Origin of the sequence: Pseudomonas sp. BF-R-26 (genome assembly GCF_019947395.1) — a bacterium.
In the GTDB taxonomy this organism is placed as follows: domain Bacteria; phylum Pseudomonadota; class Gammaproteobacteria; order Pseudomonadales; family Pseudomonadaceae; genus Aquipseudomonas; species Aquipseudomonas farris.
Window position 1 is genome coordinate 79,281 of sequence record NZ_JAGYGK010000016.1, and the last position, 14,694, is coordinate 93,974.

A 14,694-nucleotide genomic window follows, 5' to 3' on the forward strand; every position below is an offset into this window, starting at 1 on the left:
TATGTTCAATCCCGATACTCTGACCCTGCGCGAAATGGCCGGTCTGCTGCGTCGCGGCGTGCTGACCAGCGTCAACTTGCTGGAGTTCTACCTGCAGCGTATTGCCGAACGCAATCCGCAGATCAATGCCCTGATTCAACTGGAGTCTGTCGACGAACTGCGTCGACAGGCCCGGGAGGCCGATGAGATGGCCCGCATCGGAAAGATTCGTGGCCCTTTACACGGCATCCCCATGACCATCAAGGACGTCTGCCATGTGCGCGGCTTTCGAATGTCGCGAGGCCTGAAGGAGTTGCTGGGCGAGGCCAGTCAGGAGGATGCCACGGTCGTTGCCCGGCTTCGCCAGGCGGGGGCGATCATTCTTGGGATCACTAATGTTCCCGAGCTGTGCATGGCGTTTGAAACCGACAATCTGCTGTATGGCCGCACGCTCAATCCTTATGACAGGCAGCGCTCCGCTGGCGGTAGCAGTGGCGGTGAAGCGGCGGCCATCGCGGCCGGTTGCTCGCCGGCCGGGCTGGCCTCGGATGCTGGCGGCAGTGTGCGGATTCCGGCGCATTTCAACGGTATCTGCGGCATGAAACTGACCCAGGGGCGTGTGCCGTTGACCGGCCAGTTTCCCTGTGATCGCTCCGGGCTGTTTCATCTGACGTCGGCGTTTGGCGTGATGGGGCGTTATGTCGACGATCTGGCGTTACTCGGGCAACTGATCAGCGGCGCTGACGGTCACGATCCGGACACCGTCGATGTGCCGTTCGCTGGCAGTAAGCCACTGGACCAAATGCGTGTCGCGCTGTCCTGGGAATCCACCAGAACCCGGGTGAGCCCGGCGGTGAAGCAGGTTCTGCAACGGGTCGAGAGTTGCCTGAGCAGTGTGGTGGCGCAGGTTACACCGACGGCTCCGCAGATGCTCGACGAGGCCTGCGATGTGCTCTGGCGGGTTTTCATCACGGGTGGGGATGCCGGGCGTGGCTGGAAGCGTTTGTTCCAGTCCATGGACAAACAGACCTATACGCCCGCCACCACAGGGTTGATTCGCTTGAGCGAAGAGGTTGAGTTGAGCGTGGATGAAATGAAGCGCGACTGGATTCTGATCGATACGTTTCGCTATCACTTGGCGAAGTTCTTCAATCAGCACGATCTGTTCATTTGTCCGGTGTTCCCGGACGTGGCATTCGCTCATGGCGAGTCTTTGCAGGATCGTGATCGCTATTCCTTTGTGTTTCCGTTCAGCCTCTCCGGTTCACCGGCGGTGGTCATTCGCGCCGGGCATGATCCGGCCAACGGGATGCCGATCGGCATCCAGATAGTCGGCCCGCACTGGCAGGAAGAGCGGCTGCTGGCCGTGGCCAATTTCCTTGAGCGCGAACTGGAGCGCTGGAGTCCGGTGGCCCCGTTGGACGCAGTCACTCTCTGAAGGATCTCAAGCCGTAACGGTTTTGGCGTTACGGCTGGTGATCACCAATGCCAGCATGCCGATACCCACCAGCACGGCACCGGTGACTTCTATCAGCACCGGTTGCTGTCTGAGCCAGAACCAGTGAAACAATGTGACAAACAAGGTGTTCAGGTAGACGTAGGAAACCACCGTTGACGGTGAAATCACCCCGATTGCCCGATGCAGCAGCCAGAATGTCCCGAGGGTGCCAAACAGTGCCAGGTATACAAGCCAGAACATATCGCTCGATGACAACTGCGCACCGCTGCGCCAACCGCCGTTAAACAGACAGAACACAAACAGAAACAGCGAGCCGAAAAGCATGTTCCAGAAGGTCATCGCCACCGGGTCACGCCCCTTCAAGGTCTTGACCTTGAATCGCTGGCTCAGAGGCGAATAAAGCGCCATCGCCAGGCAGCCGACGCCGAAGAGCAGTACCGGGTACAGTGCAGGCAGTTCGCCTGGAGCCGCCCCTTTGAGAGTCAGCAGCAGGGCACCGATCGCTGCAATCGACATCGGCAACAAGCGGCTCTTCAGGCTTGGGTTCGGCAGCAGTAATACCTCAAAAAATAACGTCATCAGTGGCACCAGCGTGTACAGCGTCGCGGTATTGACCGCGGTGGTATAGCGCAGCGCTTCAAACAGCGAACCAAAATACGTTGCCAGCAGCAGCCCAAGAACTGCATGCGCCAGCAAGCCTCTGGCCGAGATCGGTGACGTGTTTTTCAATAACAGCAGTGGCAAGAACATCAAGGCTGAAAACAACAAACGCAGCCCGGTCAACAGTATTGGATCTATAGATTGGCTGACCTCTGCCGCCGCAAAGAAAGACGATGCGATCAGCATCGCCCAGATCAGCATGCCCCAGTGAGCTTCTGCAAAACCGACTTGTTTCATGAGTTCCTTTCCCAGCGTTTGAGCGGTAAACCGGACATGTAGGAGCCAGGCTTGCCGGCGAAGGCGCCCTTAAGAGCGCCTTCGCCGGCAAGCCTGGCTCCTACGAAAAACAGACTATTGGATATGCTGCGCGTATTGCCTTGGGTTGAAGCGCAGCACCATTACAATCATCACCGCCATCACTGCTGTGAGTGACCACCAGGCCCATTCGAAGCTACCCAATTGGTCGCGAATCATCCCGGCAATCAGCGGCGAGAGGCCCGCGATCAGGTAACCGACGCCTTGCACAAAGGCCGTCAGGCCGCCGGCACGACGCGGGTTATCCAGATGATCAAGGGACACGATCAGGCTCATCGGGAACAGACCGCCAATGCCCAGGCCCAACAGGCACGGCCATAGCAGGCTAAAGCGTTCCGGGCTGAGGATCAGGCCGCAGAAGCCGGCCATGATCAAGGCCAGCAGAACGACCAATACCAGACGCTTGTCCTGGCTGCGGTTGGCAATCGCGGGTGTTATCAGCCCGGAGACAACTTCCATGGCCGTGAGAAACCCCAGCAATAAGCCGGCATTCTGTTCACTCCAGCCTTTCTCCACGTAATACGGGGCTAGCCAGGCCAGTACACAGGTGTAGGAGGCCGTGCCCAAACCGAAGAAAATCGCCAGCAACCAGGCCCGTGAGTTACCGACGAAGGACTCCTGGCGCCCCATCGGCGCCGCCGGCAATGGCGCGATTGCCGAGCGCTGGGCAAGCCAGAAGACCAGGGCAACCAGCGTCAGTAGCGCCCAGATTGCCAGGCCCATCCGCCAACTACCGGTTTGCGCCAGGACGAAAGGCGAGAACGATGCTGCAATCGCCGCTCCGCCCATGATCGAGGTGACATACAAACCCATGAACAGCGAAACGTTGTCGCTGAAGCGTGACTTGATCAGCGCCGGCATCACCGCCTGAATGAGGGCGATCCCCAGTCCGGCCAATACCGCGCTCAGGATCAACTCAAGGGTGCTGTCCAGGTACAGCCGCGAGACCGTGGCCACACCGATGATCAACAAGGACAGGATGATGGTGCGGTGTTCACCAACCCGTTGCGCGATGCGCATTCCCAGAAACATCGCCAGTCCCATCGCCATGACGGGCAGCATGGTCAGCAGCGAGGCGGTACTGAAACTTAATGGGACATCCCCCCGAATGGCCGACAACAACGGCCCGACAGCGGCCATCGAAGGTCTCAGGTTCAGTGCCACCAATACCACGCTGACCATCAGCCATCCGGCATAGGAGCTTGTAGTACGAACGTTTTCCATAACGGAACCCCAAATATGCAGGTTGTGATTAGGCCGCTCCAAGCCTGCAGGGGCAAACTGAAAAGTCGCTGGCACTATCGAGAAATTAGGTTGGTTACCGGGAGGAATGTTTAGCCAATCTGCAACCAAGGTTCATCAAGTCTGGATTTAACGGCTTATCTGCCCGTGTGACGCTGCTTTGCATCTGTTTACTGCGGTCTTTTCCATGGACGTCTGGCTGATCGGCATCAAACACGAGGGGGCGTCTGGTGCCACTTCAAGCCTTCAACCACGTCGTCTATACAGGCCTGCCAGCGCGCCAAGCCTGTCTGCACTCCCTTCTGAGCTGGCCTTCTGGGCACTGTGGCACTGCCGCCACGCACGCCCGCCGGATTCCTGCATGTCCCGTTGATTGTTCTGACAGGTCCCGCGCTGTGTGCCGGGATCAAACCGGCGGCGCCTGTGCGTTTGCCTGACGCGGATAGACGAGAATTCCCATGAGCTGTGCCACGACATCCTTCGCCACGAAAGAAGAAGCCCTGTCCTTCCTGGAACACAATCCGGATATCGATATGTTCGAGCTGTTCATCCTCGACAACAACGGTGTGCCACGGGGCAAGCTGCTGCATCGCGATGAACTGGTGGCGGTGTACGAGAGTGGGCGGCCGCTGCCGAGTACCATTCTGGGCCTGACCATCAATGGCGATGACGTGGAAAATTCCGGGCTGGTCTGGGACGTCGGTGATATCGATTGCCGGGCGTACCCGATCAGCGGCAGTTTGCAGCGTATGCCGTGGCGATTGATTCCCACGGCGGCGGTGCAGGTCAGCATGCATCCAAAAGAGGGCATGCCCGCAACTATCGCCGACCCACGACACCTGCTGGCCAAAGTCATCGAAGGCTTGCAGGCCGACGGTTATTACCCGGTGATGGCGGCGGAGCTGGAGTTCTATTTGCTGGATCAGCAGCGCGACAGCAACGGTCGGCCGCAGCCGGCGCGGGATGTCGATGGCGGGCGGCCACGCTCCACGCAGGTCTATGGCTTACGTGAGCTGGAGCAGATCGAGCCATTTCTGGCCGACCTCTACAGCGCCTGCAAGCTGCAGGGCATTCCGGCGCGCACGGCAATCTCCGAATACGCGCCGGGGCAGGTGGAAATCACCCTCGAACACCGCACCGATGCTTTGCAGGCGATGGATGAAGCGGTGCGCTACAAACGACTGGTCAAGGGCGTGGCCCACAAGCATGGGATGGCGGCCTGTTTCATGGCCAAGCCTTTCGATGATCTGGCTGGCACCGGCATGCACATGCACGTCAGCCTGGCGGACAAGGACGGCAATAACCTGTTCGCCAGCGAAGCCCCGGACGGCACGCCGCTGCTTAAACAAGCGGTCGGCGGAATGCTCAACACGTTGCTCGATTCATTGCTGCTGTTCTGTCCGAACGCCAACTCGTACCGTCGTTTCCAGACCAACAGCTACGCACCATTGGCGGCCACCTGGGGCGTGGACAACCGCACCGTGAGTTTTCGGGTGCCTGGCGGGCCGGCATTCTCCCGGCATATCGAGCACCGCATCTGTGGTGCCGACGCCAACCCGTACCTGGCGGCTGCGGCGATCCTGTCCGGTATTCATCGTGGCATCCGCGAGCAACTTGACCCTGGAGCACCCGTGGAAGGCAACGGGTACGCCCAAGCCACGGAATTGTTACCGACCGACTGGTTGACCACGTTGCGAGCGCTGGAGGCATCGAACTGGGCGCGGGAGGCCTTCGGCAGTGAGTTTCTTGGCGTGTATCTGGCGGTGAAGCGTGCCGAATACCGGCAGTTCATGGGCGAAGTCGGTGAGCAGGACTGGCGCTGGTATCTGCATCAGGCTTGAAACTAGCCTCCGTTGTTTAAAGTTTGGGCCTAATGCCATGAGCCAACTAATCGTTGGCTTATTTTTCACGAAAAATTGATGGTTGGCTGCTTAAGATTTGTGTTGTCGCGGTAAATGAAATTTTCACATTTACCGCAGGCACTTCTTTTCAGGAACAGCCGTTCATCATGTGGAAGTTCAAAGCCGTGCGCCCCGAGTGGGTGACGTTGATTGCCAGTACCTTTTTATTGGCAGGGTTCAATTCAGTGCTCTGGCAACACCTCTTCGATATCACCGCTGCAGACGGTCAAGGCATCGCCATGCGTGTCGCGTTCGGGGTGATGATCCTGACGGTCTTCAACATTGTGCTGACCTTGCTGGCATTCCGGCCTGTGATGAAACCCGTGTTGACGCTAATCTTTTTGGTCAGTGCCGGCGTGGCCTATTTCATGAGCCAATACGGTGTGTTGATCGACGCCGGTATGTTTCGTAACTTCGCAGAAACCAATGCCACAGAAGTACGCGACTTACTGTCCGTGAAGTTGTTTGTTTATATTGTTTTTCTCGGAGTTTTACCGTCGTGGCTGTTGTGGAAAGCGCCGGTTAATTATCGTCGTTGGCACCGTGAGTTATTAAGTAAAGTGCTGGTGAGTGTCGCATCGGTTGCGGTGATCGGCGGTGTCGCCTTGGTCAACTATCAAGGCTTGTCGTCGTTGTTTCGCAATCACCATGAATTGCGCCTGATGGTGGTGCCAAGCAACTACATCGGGGCCTCGCTCGGCTATCTGCGCGAGCAAGTGGTTTCTGCCCGGCAGCCCTTCATCAATATCGGTGAAGACGCTCGGAAAAACCCGATCTGGCAGACTCACGGCCGTAAATCCCTGACGGTACTGGTGGTGGGCGAAAGTGCCCGGGCCGAGAACTTCGGCATCCTGGGTTATGACCGCGACACCACCCCCCAACTGGATAAGGAAACCGGCCTGATTGCCTTTACCGATGTGCATTCTTGCGGCACGGAAACGGCCGTGTCGGTGCCTTGCATGTTCTCCAACATGGGTCGCAAGGATTACAACGCCAGCAAGGCAAAGAACGAGGAAGGTTTGCTGGACGTGCTCAAACACGCCGGCCTCGAGGTGATCTGGCGCGATAATCAGTCGGGCTGCAAAGGTACCTGCGATCGGGTCACTGTCGACGACGTGAGTAATCTGAAAGACCCGGCGTTGTGTGCCAATAGCGAGTGCCGCGATGAAATTCTCCTGCAAGGTTTGCAGCACTTCATAGACACGCTGGATAAAGACACCGTGCTGGTACTGCACCAAATGGGCAGTCACGGTCCGGAGTATTTCAAGCGCTACCCGAAAGAGTACGAACACTTCACCCCGGTGTGTGAAAGCAATGCGCTGAACAATTGCAGCCGCGAAAGTATTGTCAATGGCTACGACAACACATTGGTGTACACCGACCATGTACTGTCGACCCTGATCGACCTGTTACGCAGCAATCAGGACAAAGTCGATACCGCGATGCTTTATCTGTCGGACCACGGCGAATCTCTGGGCGAATACAACCTGTTCCTTCATGGCACGCCTTACATGCTGGCGCCGGAACAACAGAAGCATGTAGCGATGCTGGCGTGGTTCTCCGACAGCTATCAAAAGTCGTTCTCGGTGGACACCCATTGCCTGCAACTGAGTCGCGAAAAGCCCTTGAGCCAGGACAACCTGTTCCATTCCATGCTTGGCCTGCTGGAGGTCAACAGCAAGGTCTACGACCCGGGGCTGGACATGTTTGCCGGCTGCCGCGGTGCGGTGATTGACGGTGTGCTGGCCAAAGAATGAGTCCGTCGACCTTTTTTTCACGCGCCAGTCGTTAACCTGCCGCCAGTCGATATTCCAACAGAGCCATTGCACATGTCCGCGCTGCCCCCATCCGCCATCGAACTCGAGTTCGCCCGGCGCTACGATCAGGAACACGCCCGCGTCTGCCTTCAGTCGCGACCGCGTGGCCTGGCGGGGCGTTTGACGTACTGGCGCGACGAGCAACTGGTGCGTAACGCGCTTCAGGTCGCAGGCGAACCGGGATTGATTCTTGATGTGGCCTGCGGTGTCGGGCGCTTCTGGTCGATACTGGCCGAGCATGCGAACCGGGTGATTCTTGCCGCCGATCCGTCTCAGGACATGCTCGATCATGCCCGCACCCACCATCCGCCACACCTGCTGGAGCGGATCAAGACCTTTCAGAGTTCAGCCTTCACCATCGGTTTGTCGGCGAACGCGGTTGATTGCATTTTTTGCATGCAACTGTTTCAACACATCGCCAGTCCTGAGCATCGGTTGGCCATGCTGGGCGAGTTCCATCGGGTCAGTCGCGACACGGTGATCGTGGCGGTGCGGGCTGATGCGCATTTCAAGCTGCACCGATCGGGTGTGGAAGGCCCACAGGCCCAGCCACAGGCGAGCAAGGCCGAGCTTGAGGCCGAGTTCAGGCAAGCGGGTTTCCACTTGCTCAGCCATCAGGACTTCCTGCCGGGTTGCGCGCGGATGCGCGTCTACGTGCTGCGTAAGGGCGGCTAGTCTCCTTCTGTCAGACTATTCTTGCGGTCCAGCAGGTATTTTCGCTAAAGCTCTTGTTCAGTGGATGCGCGGAAATCGCCGGGGGCGATATATACTGCGCGCCATTCTTCAAGGGAGAGCCGTGTGGCCATCGATATTCACTGGATTCGCGACAACGATAGCCTCGGTCAGTTTTGTGCCGAGTGGCAGCAGCTGCCATTCGTTGCCCTCGACACCGAATTCATGCGGGTCGACACCTTTTACCCGATCGCAGGCCTGCTGCAGATCGGCGATGGCGTACGCGCTTACCTGATTGATCCGCTGACCATCGACAATTGGCAGCCGTTGGCCGCATTGCTGGAAAACCCGGCCGTGGTCAAAGTCGTGCATGCGTGCAGCGAAGACCTCGAAGTTCTGCTGCGCCTGACCGGCAGTCTGCCGGCGCCGCTGTTCGATACCCAATTGGCCGCCGCTTACCTGAACCTCGGTTTTTCCATGGGCTATTCGCGGCTGGTGCAGGAAGTGCTCGGCATTGACCTGCCCAAAGGCGAAACCCGTTCCGACTGGCTGCAACGTCCGCTGTCCGACACCCAGATCAGCTACGCCGCCGAAGATGCCTTGCATCTGGCGGAAGTTTTCGTACAGCTGCGTCCGAAGCTTTCTGACGACAAATACGCCTGGGTTTTGGAAGACGGTGCCGAGTTGGTGGCCAATCTGCGTCGCGAGGTCGACCCGTATGAGGTCTATCGCGACGCCAAACTGGCCTGGAAACTGTCCCGTGCCCAACTCGCCGTGTTGCGTGAACTTTGCGCCTGGCGTGAGACGCAGGCCCGTGCCCGTGATCTGCCGCGCAACCGCATCGTCCGTGAACATTCCCTGTGGCCGTTGGCTCGCACGCAACCGGACAACCTTGGCGCGCTGGCGAAAATCGAAGACATGCACCCGCGTACCGTGCGTCAGGACGGCGAATTTCTGCTTGATCTGATCAAGCGCTCTGGCAGTGTGTCGCCTGATCAATGGCCACCTGCGGTGCCGGAGCCGTTGCCGGTGGACGCCGCTGCGCTGGTCAAACAGCTGCGCGCCATCGGCCAGGCCGAAGCCGAGCGCCTGAACATCGCGCCGGAGCTGATGCTGCGCAAGAAAACCCTGGAAGCGCTGCTCAAGAGCGGCTTCCCCAATGGTCCTTACCAATTGCCTGATTCGCTGCGTGGCTGGCGCCGCGAATTGATGGGCCAGGCGCTGCTCGACAGCCTGGCCACCGCCGGAGAACAGCCTTGAAACGTATTTGCTCCATCTATCGAAGCCTGAAGAAAAACGAGATGTACCTCTATGTGCTCAAAAGCGATGCACTGGAGCGCGTTCCGGAAAGTCTGATGGCGGCCTTCGGCAAACCGCATCACGCTTTCGATCTGGTGCTGACACCCGAGCGCAAGCTGTCGCGCGAAGACATCACTGTGGTGCTGGAAAACCTCGAGAAGCAGGGTTACCACCTGCAAATGCCGCCGGCCGAAGACGAATACATCGAGCATTTGCCGGAAGAATTGCTGCGACGCAACGACCCGATGTAATCGGCAGACAGGCTCTGTTCAGAGCCTTTATGAAACACTGGAATGATTTTGGCGATGGCCAGGGCGATGGAGTGATACTCCGTCGGCGGCTGTCTGCACTGTTTTTGAAAGGTTTGAACCATGCGCGTTCTGATTGCTGAACACGACCACCCTGTGTATGCCCAATTGTTGCGTCAGGCAGCGCCTGATCTGGAAGTACTGACCAGCGGCGACTCCGCCGAACTGGCCCGTCAGGCCGCCGAATGCCAGGTCTGGCTCGGTCAGCCGGACCTGCTGGCGACGCTGTTGCGTCAAGGCCACATGCCGGCATGGCTGCAGTCGACCTGGGCCGGCATCACGCCGTTGCTGGCCGACGGCTTGCCTCGGCACTATCGCCTGACCCGGGCGGTGGGGATTTTCGGTCAGGTCATGGCCGAATACGTGCTGACCTACATGCTCGGTCACGAGCGCGAAGTACTGGCGCGACTGGTCAGCCAGGTCGAGCGCAAATGGGACAATCGCCAGGGTCAAAGCCTGGCCGGGCGCAAGGTGTTGATCGTCGGCACCGGTGACATCGGCCAGACCGTGGCGCAGTTCCTTGTGCCATTTGGCGTCGAGTTGTATGGCATCGCCAGCGAAGCCCGCGAGCAGACGCCGTTTGTCGAAGTTGGAAGCCTGGCTGATCTGCCGCGTCTGGTCGGTGAAGTGGATTACGTGATCAATCTGCTGCCGAACACCCCGAATACTCACGACCTGTACGACGCCGCACTGTTCAAGCAGTTCAAGCCGACGGGGTTGTTCATCAACGTCGGGCGCGGCGTGGCGGTGGTCGATGCGGATCTGGTGGAAGCCTTGAAGGAAGGCCATCTGGCCGGGGCCGTGATCGACGTTTGCCGTCAGGAACCGCTGCCGCAACGCCATCCATTCTGGACCGCGTGGGGCCTGCTGCTGACTGGCCACAGTTCGGCACCGACTTCGCCACCGATGATGGTGAAGTTGTTCGTCGAAAACCTGCGGGCGTATCAGGCGGGCGAAGCGTTGCGTGGGGAAGTGGATTTCTCGCGCGGGTATTGAATTCACCCCGATCAAAATGTGGGAGCTGGCCTGTGGCGAGGGGGCTTGCCCCCGTTTGAGTGCGTAGCACTCATAAGATCTTTGGTACACCAGAGATTTTGGGGCTGCTTCGCATCCCAACGGGGGCAAGCCCCCTCGCCACAGGCTTGCTCCCACATTAGGTCTTCATTGTGGCTTAGAGGGTGAAATCACCTTCAGCCGCCAACTCGCTCAGCGGACGACGCGGGCTTGGCTCTTCGCGCGCTTGCAGGTACTCGGCCAGCGTCGCCTTGTCGCCCAGCTTGCCGATCGCCACCGCCGCGTGCAGCGCATAGCCCTCAGGAATATTCAGCTCTTTGCGGGTCAGTTCCTGATCGAAACCGGCCATGCCGTGGGTGTGCCAGCCACTGATACTCGCTTGCAGCGCCAGGTGGCCCCAGGCCGAACCAGTGTCGAAGGTGTGCGACAGCGCCGGTGTTTCTTCGGTGGCGCCAGGTATCGCAAAGGTGGTTTTCGAGACCACGATCACCAGCGCCGAGGCATGCTGGGCCCAGCTGCGATTGAACTCGTTCAGCAGACCCAGGTAACGCTCCCAGTTCGGCGTGTCGCGACGCGCATAGAGAAACCGCCAAGGTTGCGAGTTGTACGCCGATGGTGCCCAGCGTGCGGCTTCGAAGAAGCTCAGCAGGGTCTCTTCGGCAATGGTTTCGCCGGTGAAGGCACGGGGCGACCAGCGATCGGTGAACTGAGGGTGAATGGCGTAATCGGCAACGCGTGGGTTAGCACTCATCAAGAGATTCCTTTACGTTTGAAAGTGAGGGTCGTCTAAAAACCGGCGAGCGCAGTTGAGCTGAGCGATGGGGTTTTCCGAGAGCCTGGGCCGTTCACCTGAATGCAACGCGGTTGAGCGTTAATGGCACGTGGCTAGGGCTCTTTGCGACTGGCAAAGCTACCGAGCGGCGCAAAAACTCACAAGTGCCGTGTACCGGCAGTCGCCAATGCTTGGCCCGCCGGTGCCTTGGCACTAGACTGGCGGCCTTTTCACCACCTGATGTTGATGCTTGAACCATGGCCGCCAAAGTCGAACCGTTCTGGATACGCAAAACCCTCGATCAACTCGATCAAGAGGAATGGGAATCGCTGTGCGATGGCTGTGGCCTGTGCTGCCTGCAAAAACTCGAGGACGAAGACGACAACTCCGTCTACTACACGCGTATCGCCTGCAAACTGCTGGACCTCAAAACCTGTCAGTGCACCGATTACCCCAACCGCCGCGACTTTGTGCCCGATTGCATCCAGCTCACGCCGGGCAAGGCCGATGAGTTCAAATGGCTGCCACCGACCTGCGGTTATCGACTGGTCAGCGAAGGCAAGGATTTGCCGCTCTGGCATCATCTGGTGTGCGGTGATCGCGAGGCGGTGCATCACGAACGTATTTCCCAGTCCGGGCGCATGCTCGCCGAAGGCAGCGTGGCCGAAGACGATTGGGAAGACCATCTGATTTTTCGCGCGGGTTGATTCCCATTGCTTATGGTGGTGAGGGAGGTTGCTCGCTCGCCACACCAGGAGTGTGTATGGCTGTGGGAGTGCGGCGGGCGTTGGTTGTCGGGCTGCTGGCCCTGAGTTCGCCCGTGTGGGCGGCGAAGAAAGTCGATCTGGATTATCACGTGCGCCTGTTGCCGCAAAGCGATCAGGCCGAAGTGCGGCTGACCCTGGCCCAGGGCTCGGCGGTGCGCAGTCTGGATTTCGACTTGGGCGATGGCAGTCATTACAGTGATTTCAAGGCCGATGGCCAATGGCAGCTCACACCGGGCAAACAGGCCCGTGGTGTCTGGCGTCCGACCGCCGAAAAGGCCAGCCTGACCTACCGCGTGCGCATCAGCCATGGGCGCAAGAGCGGCAGCTTCGACACCCGAATGACGCCGAACTGGGCGCTGATGCGCGGCGATGACCTGGTGCCCGCGGCCAAACTCGATCAGCAGGACGGCATCGAACTGGTTTCACGCCTTGAATTCGAATTGCCCACCGGTTGGAAAAGCGTCGAAACCGCCTGGCCGCGGATCGGCAAGAACAAGTTCCGGATCGATAACGTCTCGCGTCTGTTCGACCGCCCCACTGGCTGGATGCTCGCCGGCCATCTAGGCAGCCGTCGCACGCGGCTGGGGGAAACCGAAGTCACCGTCGCCTCGCCACAGGGGCAGGGCATGCGCCGCATGGACGTGCTGACGCTGCTGACCTTTGTCTGGCCGCAAGTGCAGGAAACTTTTCCGCGTCATCCCAGCAAGTTGCTGATTGTCGGCGCCAACGACCCGATGTGGCGCGGCAGCTCGGCCGCGCATGAATCGATCTATCTGAACACGCGTCTGCCGCTGGTCAGCGAAAGCGGCAGCAGTGCCTTGGTGCGTGAATTGGCTCAGGTGTTCGGGCGGATCAACGACAGCCAGCGCAGCGACTGGATCAGCGAAGGGTTTGCCGAGTATTACGCCATCGAACTGGTGCGCCGCGCAGGCGGCATGAGTGATGAGCGGTATGAAAGCCTACACAGCAAGTTGGTCAAGGACAGCCAGAAGGTCAGCACGTTGCGCGGTGAGCAGATCAACCCGGCGCAGGTGGCCAAAGCGGTGGTGTTGCTACAGGAACTGGATCGCGAGATTCGCCTGAAAACCCGCAACAAGCGCTCGCTCGATGATGTGATGCGTGGGGCGATGCATTTGGAAAGTGTGGATACCAAGGAATTCATTCAGCTCGCGGAAAGCGTTATTGGCGAGTCTTCCAAGGTGCTTGATACCGGGTTGCTTCAGTAGCACCGCCATCGCGGGAAAACCTCGATGCCAGTCAGATCAGAACCTGTGGGAGCGTGGCTTGCCCGCGATAGCGACCTATCTGACACATCAATGGTGAATGTGCTGCCGTCATCGCGGGCAAGCCCGCTCCCACAGTAACTGGCGGTGATCAAAAATGTTGTGTACACCGCATAACCCTGTGGGAGCGGGCTTGCCCGCGAAGAGGCCCTAAACCTCTGCATTGATTTCGGATCAAACCCCAGCCTTCGGCGAGTTCAACGAATCATTTCCCGTCACGGTCGCCGTGCTGGTCGCTGCTTCAGCATTGGCTTTCATTCGGGCCAGCTCATCCCCGGCGCGCTCGATTCTCGCGCGTGCGTTTTTCATGTCCTGACGGTTCTTTTCCAACAGCCTTTTCGCTGAGCAATGCCCAGTGATTCCCCGGGCCAGGGCCATGCCGCCGATGGCTATTTCAATCAATCCGAACACGCCGCCGCGTCGCAGGCCCTTGCTCAGCATGACCACGCCACCCGCCAGGGAACCGGCGCGTTCCCAACCATGAACGTTCTGTACGGAAGGGCTCTGGAACGGGGTGGTTTCGATACGTTCTACAGGATTGAACTCGCGCATGATCTGTCTCCAGGCAGGGAAGGGTTGCTTCAGCAATAGATATTTAGCTGACTGCCTGGGCGCGCGGCTCGTTCCATCGAATATGCGGCAATTCAGCGGAATTTCGGCCCGGAGCGGGTGTTGTTGCCCTTGGCCATGCGGTCGTACAGCACAACGTTGACGGTGGCCGCCAGATTCATGCAGCCGGTGGTCGGGATGTAGACCACGTCTTCGCACCAGTCACGGATTTCTTTATCCAGCGAACCGTCTTCGGGGCCGAAGATGTAGAGCGCGCGATCCGGGTGCGTGTATTCCGGCAGCGAGCGGGCGCCATCGACCAGTTCCACGGCAACCGGGACGCAGCCCAGGGGCAGGATTTTTTTCAGGTCGTCGATGCCGATCAGCGGAATGTCGCAGTGGACCTTCTTGGTGTCGGTGACGAAATCGGCGGCGCGTTCATAGCGCTTGCCAGTGTAAAACACCGACGCCACGCCATAGCAGCCGGCGGCGCGCATCACCGAACCGACGTTCTCCGGTGATTTGGGGTTATACAAACCAATGCAGCTGTACCGTTTATCTGCCACGAGCGGGGTGCCTTCGGGGAAAAAACGGCGATTATACGGGGATTGGGGGAGGGTGGTCAGGTTGTAGATTGGTGGTGCCCGGACAAATGCT

14 protein-coding genes are annotated in these 14,694 nt (G+C 59.0%); 9 read left to right on the top strand and 5 right to left on the bottom strand.

All coding sequences use genetic code 11. The annotated features are described in order from the left end of the window. The first annotated feature begins 1 nt into the window (after position 1). Complete coding sequence (locus tag KGB18_RS23245) at positions 2-1,417, top strand: amidase (RefSeq protein WP_223570525.1); 1,416 nt, start codon at positions 2-4, stop codon at positions 1,415-1,417. 6 nt (positions 1,418-1,423) lie between these two features. On the opposite strand, the gene KGB18_RS23250 is transcribed toward KGB18_RS23245, so the two are convergent. Both KGB18_RS23250 and KGB18_RS23255 read right to left on the bottom strand, forming a co-directional pair. Beyond that, entirely contained in the window at positions 1,424-2,335 is a 912-nt protein-coding gene (locus KGB18_RS23250; protein ID WP_123721932.1) for a DMT family transporter, read from the bottom strand. Positions 2,336-2,449: 114 nt separating this feature from the next. Next, on the bottom strand, positions 2,450-3,637 hold the full coding sequence (locus KGB18_RS23255) for a cyanate transporter (protein ID WP_052966445.1): 1,188 nt from the start codon (positions 3,635-3,637) through the stop codon (positions 2,450-2,452). A gap of 476 nt (positions 3,638-4,113) precedes the next feature. On the opposite strand from KGB18_RS23255, the gene KGB18_RS23260 reads away from it, so the two are divergent. The 6 genes from KGB18_RS23260 (at position 4,114) to KGB18_RS23285 (ending at position 10,648) form a co-directional block, all read left to right on the top strand. Then, a complete protein-coding gene (locus tag KGB18_RS23260; protein WP_223570526.1) occupies positions 4,114-5,496 on the top strand; it encodes a glutamine synthetase family protein in 1,383 nt (460 codons plus the stop codon). Between the two features lie 167 nt (positions 5,497-5,663). Beyond that, positions 5,664-7,313: a phosphoethanolamine transferase gene (locus KGB18_RS23265; RefSeq protein WP_223570527.1), complete on the top strand. Its 1,650-nt coding sequence runs from the start codon at positions 5,664-5,666 to the stop codon at positions 7,311-7,313. A 72-nt stretch (positions 7,314-7,385) separates the two neighbouring features. Beyond that, positions 7,386-8,048, top strand: coding sequence for a class I SAM-dependent methyltransferase (locus tag KGB18_RS23270; protein WP_123721928.1), 663 nt, complete (start codon positions 7,386-7,388; stop codon positions 8,046-8,048). Positions 8,049-8,171: 123 nt separating this feature from the next. Next, positions 8,172-9,305: a ribonuclease D gene (gene rnd, locus KGB18_RS23275; protein WP_123721927.1), complete on the top strand. Its 1,134-nt coding sequence runs from the start codon at positions 8,172-8,174 to the stop codon at positions 9,303-9,305. Next, positions 9,302-9,595, top strand: coding sequence for a YcgL domain-containing protein (locus KGB18_RS23280; protein ID WP_007898694.1), 294 nt, complete (start codon positions 9,302-9,304; stop codon positions 9,593-9,595). The genes rnd and KGB18_RS23280 overlap by 4 nt, the downstream gene beginning before the upstream one ends. A 120-nt stretch (positions 9,596-9,715) precedes the next feature. Beyond that, on the top strand, positions 9,716-10,648 hold the full coding sequence (locus tag KGB18_RS23285; RefSeq protein WP_123721926.1) for a D-2-hydroxyacid dehydrogenase: 933 nt from the start codon (positions 9,716-9,718) through the stop codon (positions 10,646-10,648). Positions 10,649-10,823: 175 nt separating this feature from the next. Here KGB18_RS23285 and KGB18_RS23290 read toward each other — a convergent pair whose 3' ends face one another. Then, positions 10,824-11,417: a nitroreductase family protein gene (locus KGB18_RS23290; protein ID WP_123721925.1), complete on the bottom strand. Its 594-nt coding sequence runs from the start codon at positions 11,415-11,417 to the stop codon at positions 10,824-10,826. 278 nt (positions 11,418-11,695) lie between these two features. Between KGB18_RS23290 and KGB18_RS23295 the strand changes: the two genes are divergently transcribed. Both KGB18_RS23295 and KGB18_RS23300 read left to right on the top strand, forming a co-directional pair. After that, positions 11,696-12,145, top strand: a complete 450-nt coding sequence (locus KGB18_RS23295; RefSeq protein ID WP_038979355.1) for a YcgN family cysteine cluster protein — start codon at positions 11,696-11,698, stop codon at positions 12,143-12,145. Between the two features lie 56 nt (positions 12,146-12,201). Next, a complete protein-coding gene (locus KGB18_RS23300) occupies positions 12,202-13,431 on the top strand; it encodes a hypothetical protein (RefSeq protein WP_223570528.1) in 1,230 nt (409 codons plus the stop codon). A 231-nt stretch (positions 13,432-13,662) separates the two neighbouring features. On the opposite strand, the gene KGB18_RS23305 is transcribed toward KGB18_RS23300, so the two are convergent. Beyond that, positions 13,663-14,040, bottom strand: a complete 378-nt coding sequence (locus KGB18_RS23305; protein ID WP_123360401.1) for a DUF2892 domain-containing protein — start codon at positions 14,038-14,040, stop codon at positions 13,663-13,665. Positions 14,041-14,132: 92 nt separating this feature from the next. Further along, positions 14,133-14,603, bottom strand: a complete 471-nt coding sequence (locus KGB18_RS23310; protein WP_123721923.1) for an RNA methyltransferase — start codon at positions 14,601-14,603, stop codon at positions 14,133-14,135. Between the last annotated feature and the right edge of the window lie 91 nt (positions 14,604-14,694).

Excerpts from the sequence above, each read along its gene's own strand:
- KGB18_RS23245 (WP_223570525.1), top strand. The coding sequence starts at position 2 with ATGTTCAATCCCGATACTCTGACCCTGCGCGAAATGGCCGGTCTGCTG.
- KGB18_RS23250 (WP_123721932.1), bottom strand. The coding sequence starts at position 2,335 with ATGAAACAAGTCGGTTTTGCAGAAGCTCACTGGGGCATGCTGATCTGG.
- KGB18_RS23255 (WP_052966445.1), bottom strand. The coding sequence starts at position 3,637 with ATGGAAAACGTTCGTACTACAAGCTCCTATGCCGGATGGCTGATGGTC.
- KGB18_RS23260 (WP_223570526.1), top strand. The coding sequence starts at position 4,114 with ATGAGCTGTGCCACGACATCCTTCGCCACGAAAGAAGAAGCCCTGTCC.
- KGB18_RS23265 (WP_223570527.1), top strand. The coding sequence starts at position 5,664 with ATGTGGAAGTTCAAAGCCGTGCGCCCCGAGTGGGTGACGTTGATTGCC.
- KGB18_RS23270 (WP_123721928.1), top strand. The coding sequence starts at position 7,386 with ATGTCCGCGCTGCCCCCATCCGCCATCGAACTCGAGTTCGCCCGGCGC.
- KGB18_RS23285 (WP_123721926.1), top strand. The coding sequence starts at position 9,716 with ATGCGCGTTCTGATTGCTGAACACGACCACCCTGTGTATGCCCAATTG.
- KGB18_RS23290 (WP_123721925.1), bottom strand. The coding sequence starts at position 11,417 with ATGAGTGCTAACCCACGCGTTGCCGATTACGCCATTCACCCTCAGTTC.
- KGB18_RS23295 (WP_038979355.1), top strand. The coding sequence starts at position 11,696 with ATGGCCGCCAAAGTCGAACCGTTCTGGATACGCAAAACCCTCGATCAA.
- KGB18_RS23300 (WP_223570528.1), top strand. The coding sequence starts at position 12,202 with ATGGCTGTGGGAGTGCGGCGGGCGTTGGTTGTCGGGCTGCTGGCCCTG.
- KGB18_RS23305 (WP_123360401.1), bottom strand. The coding sequence starts at position 14,040 with ATGCGCGAGTTCAATCCTGTAGAACGTATCGAAACCACCCCGTTCCAG.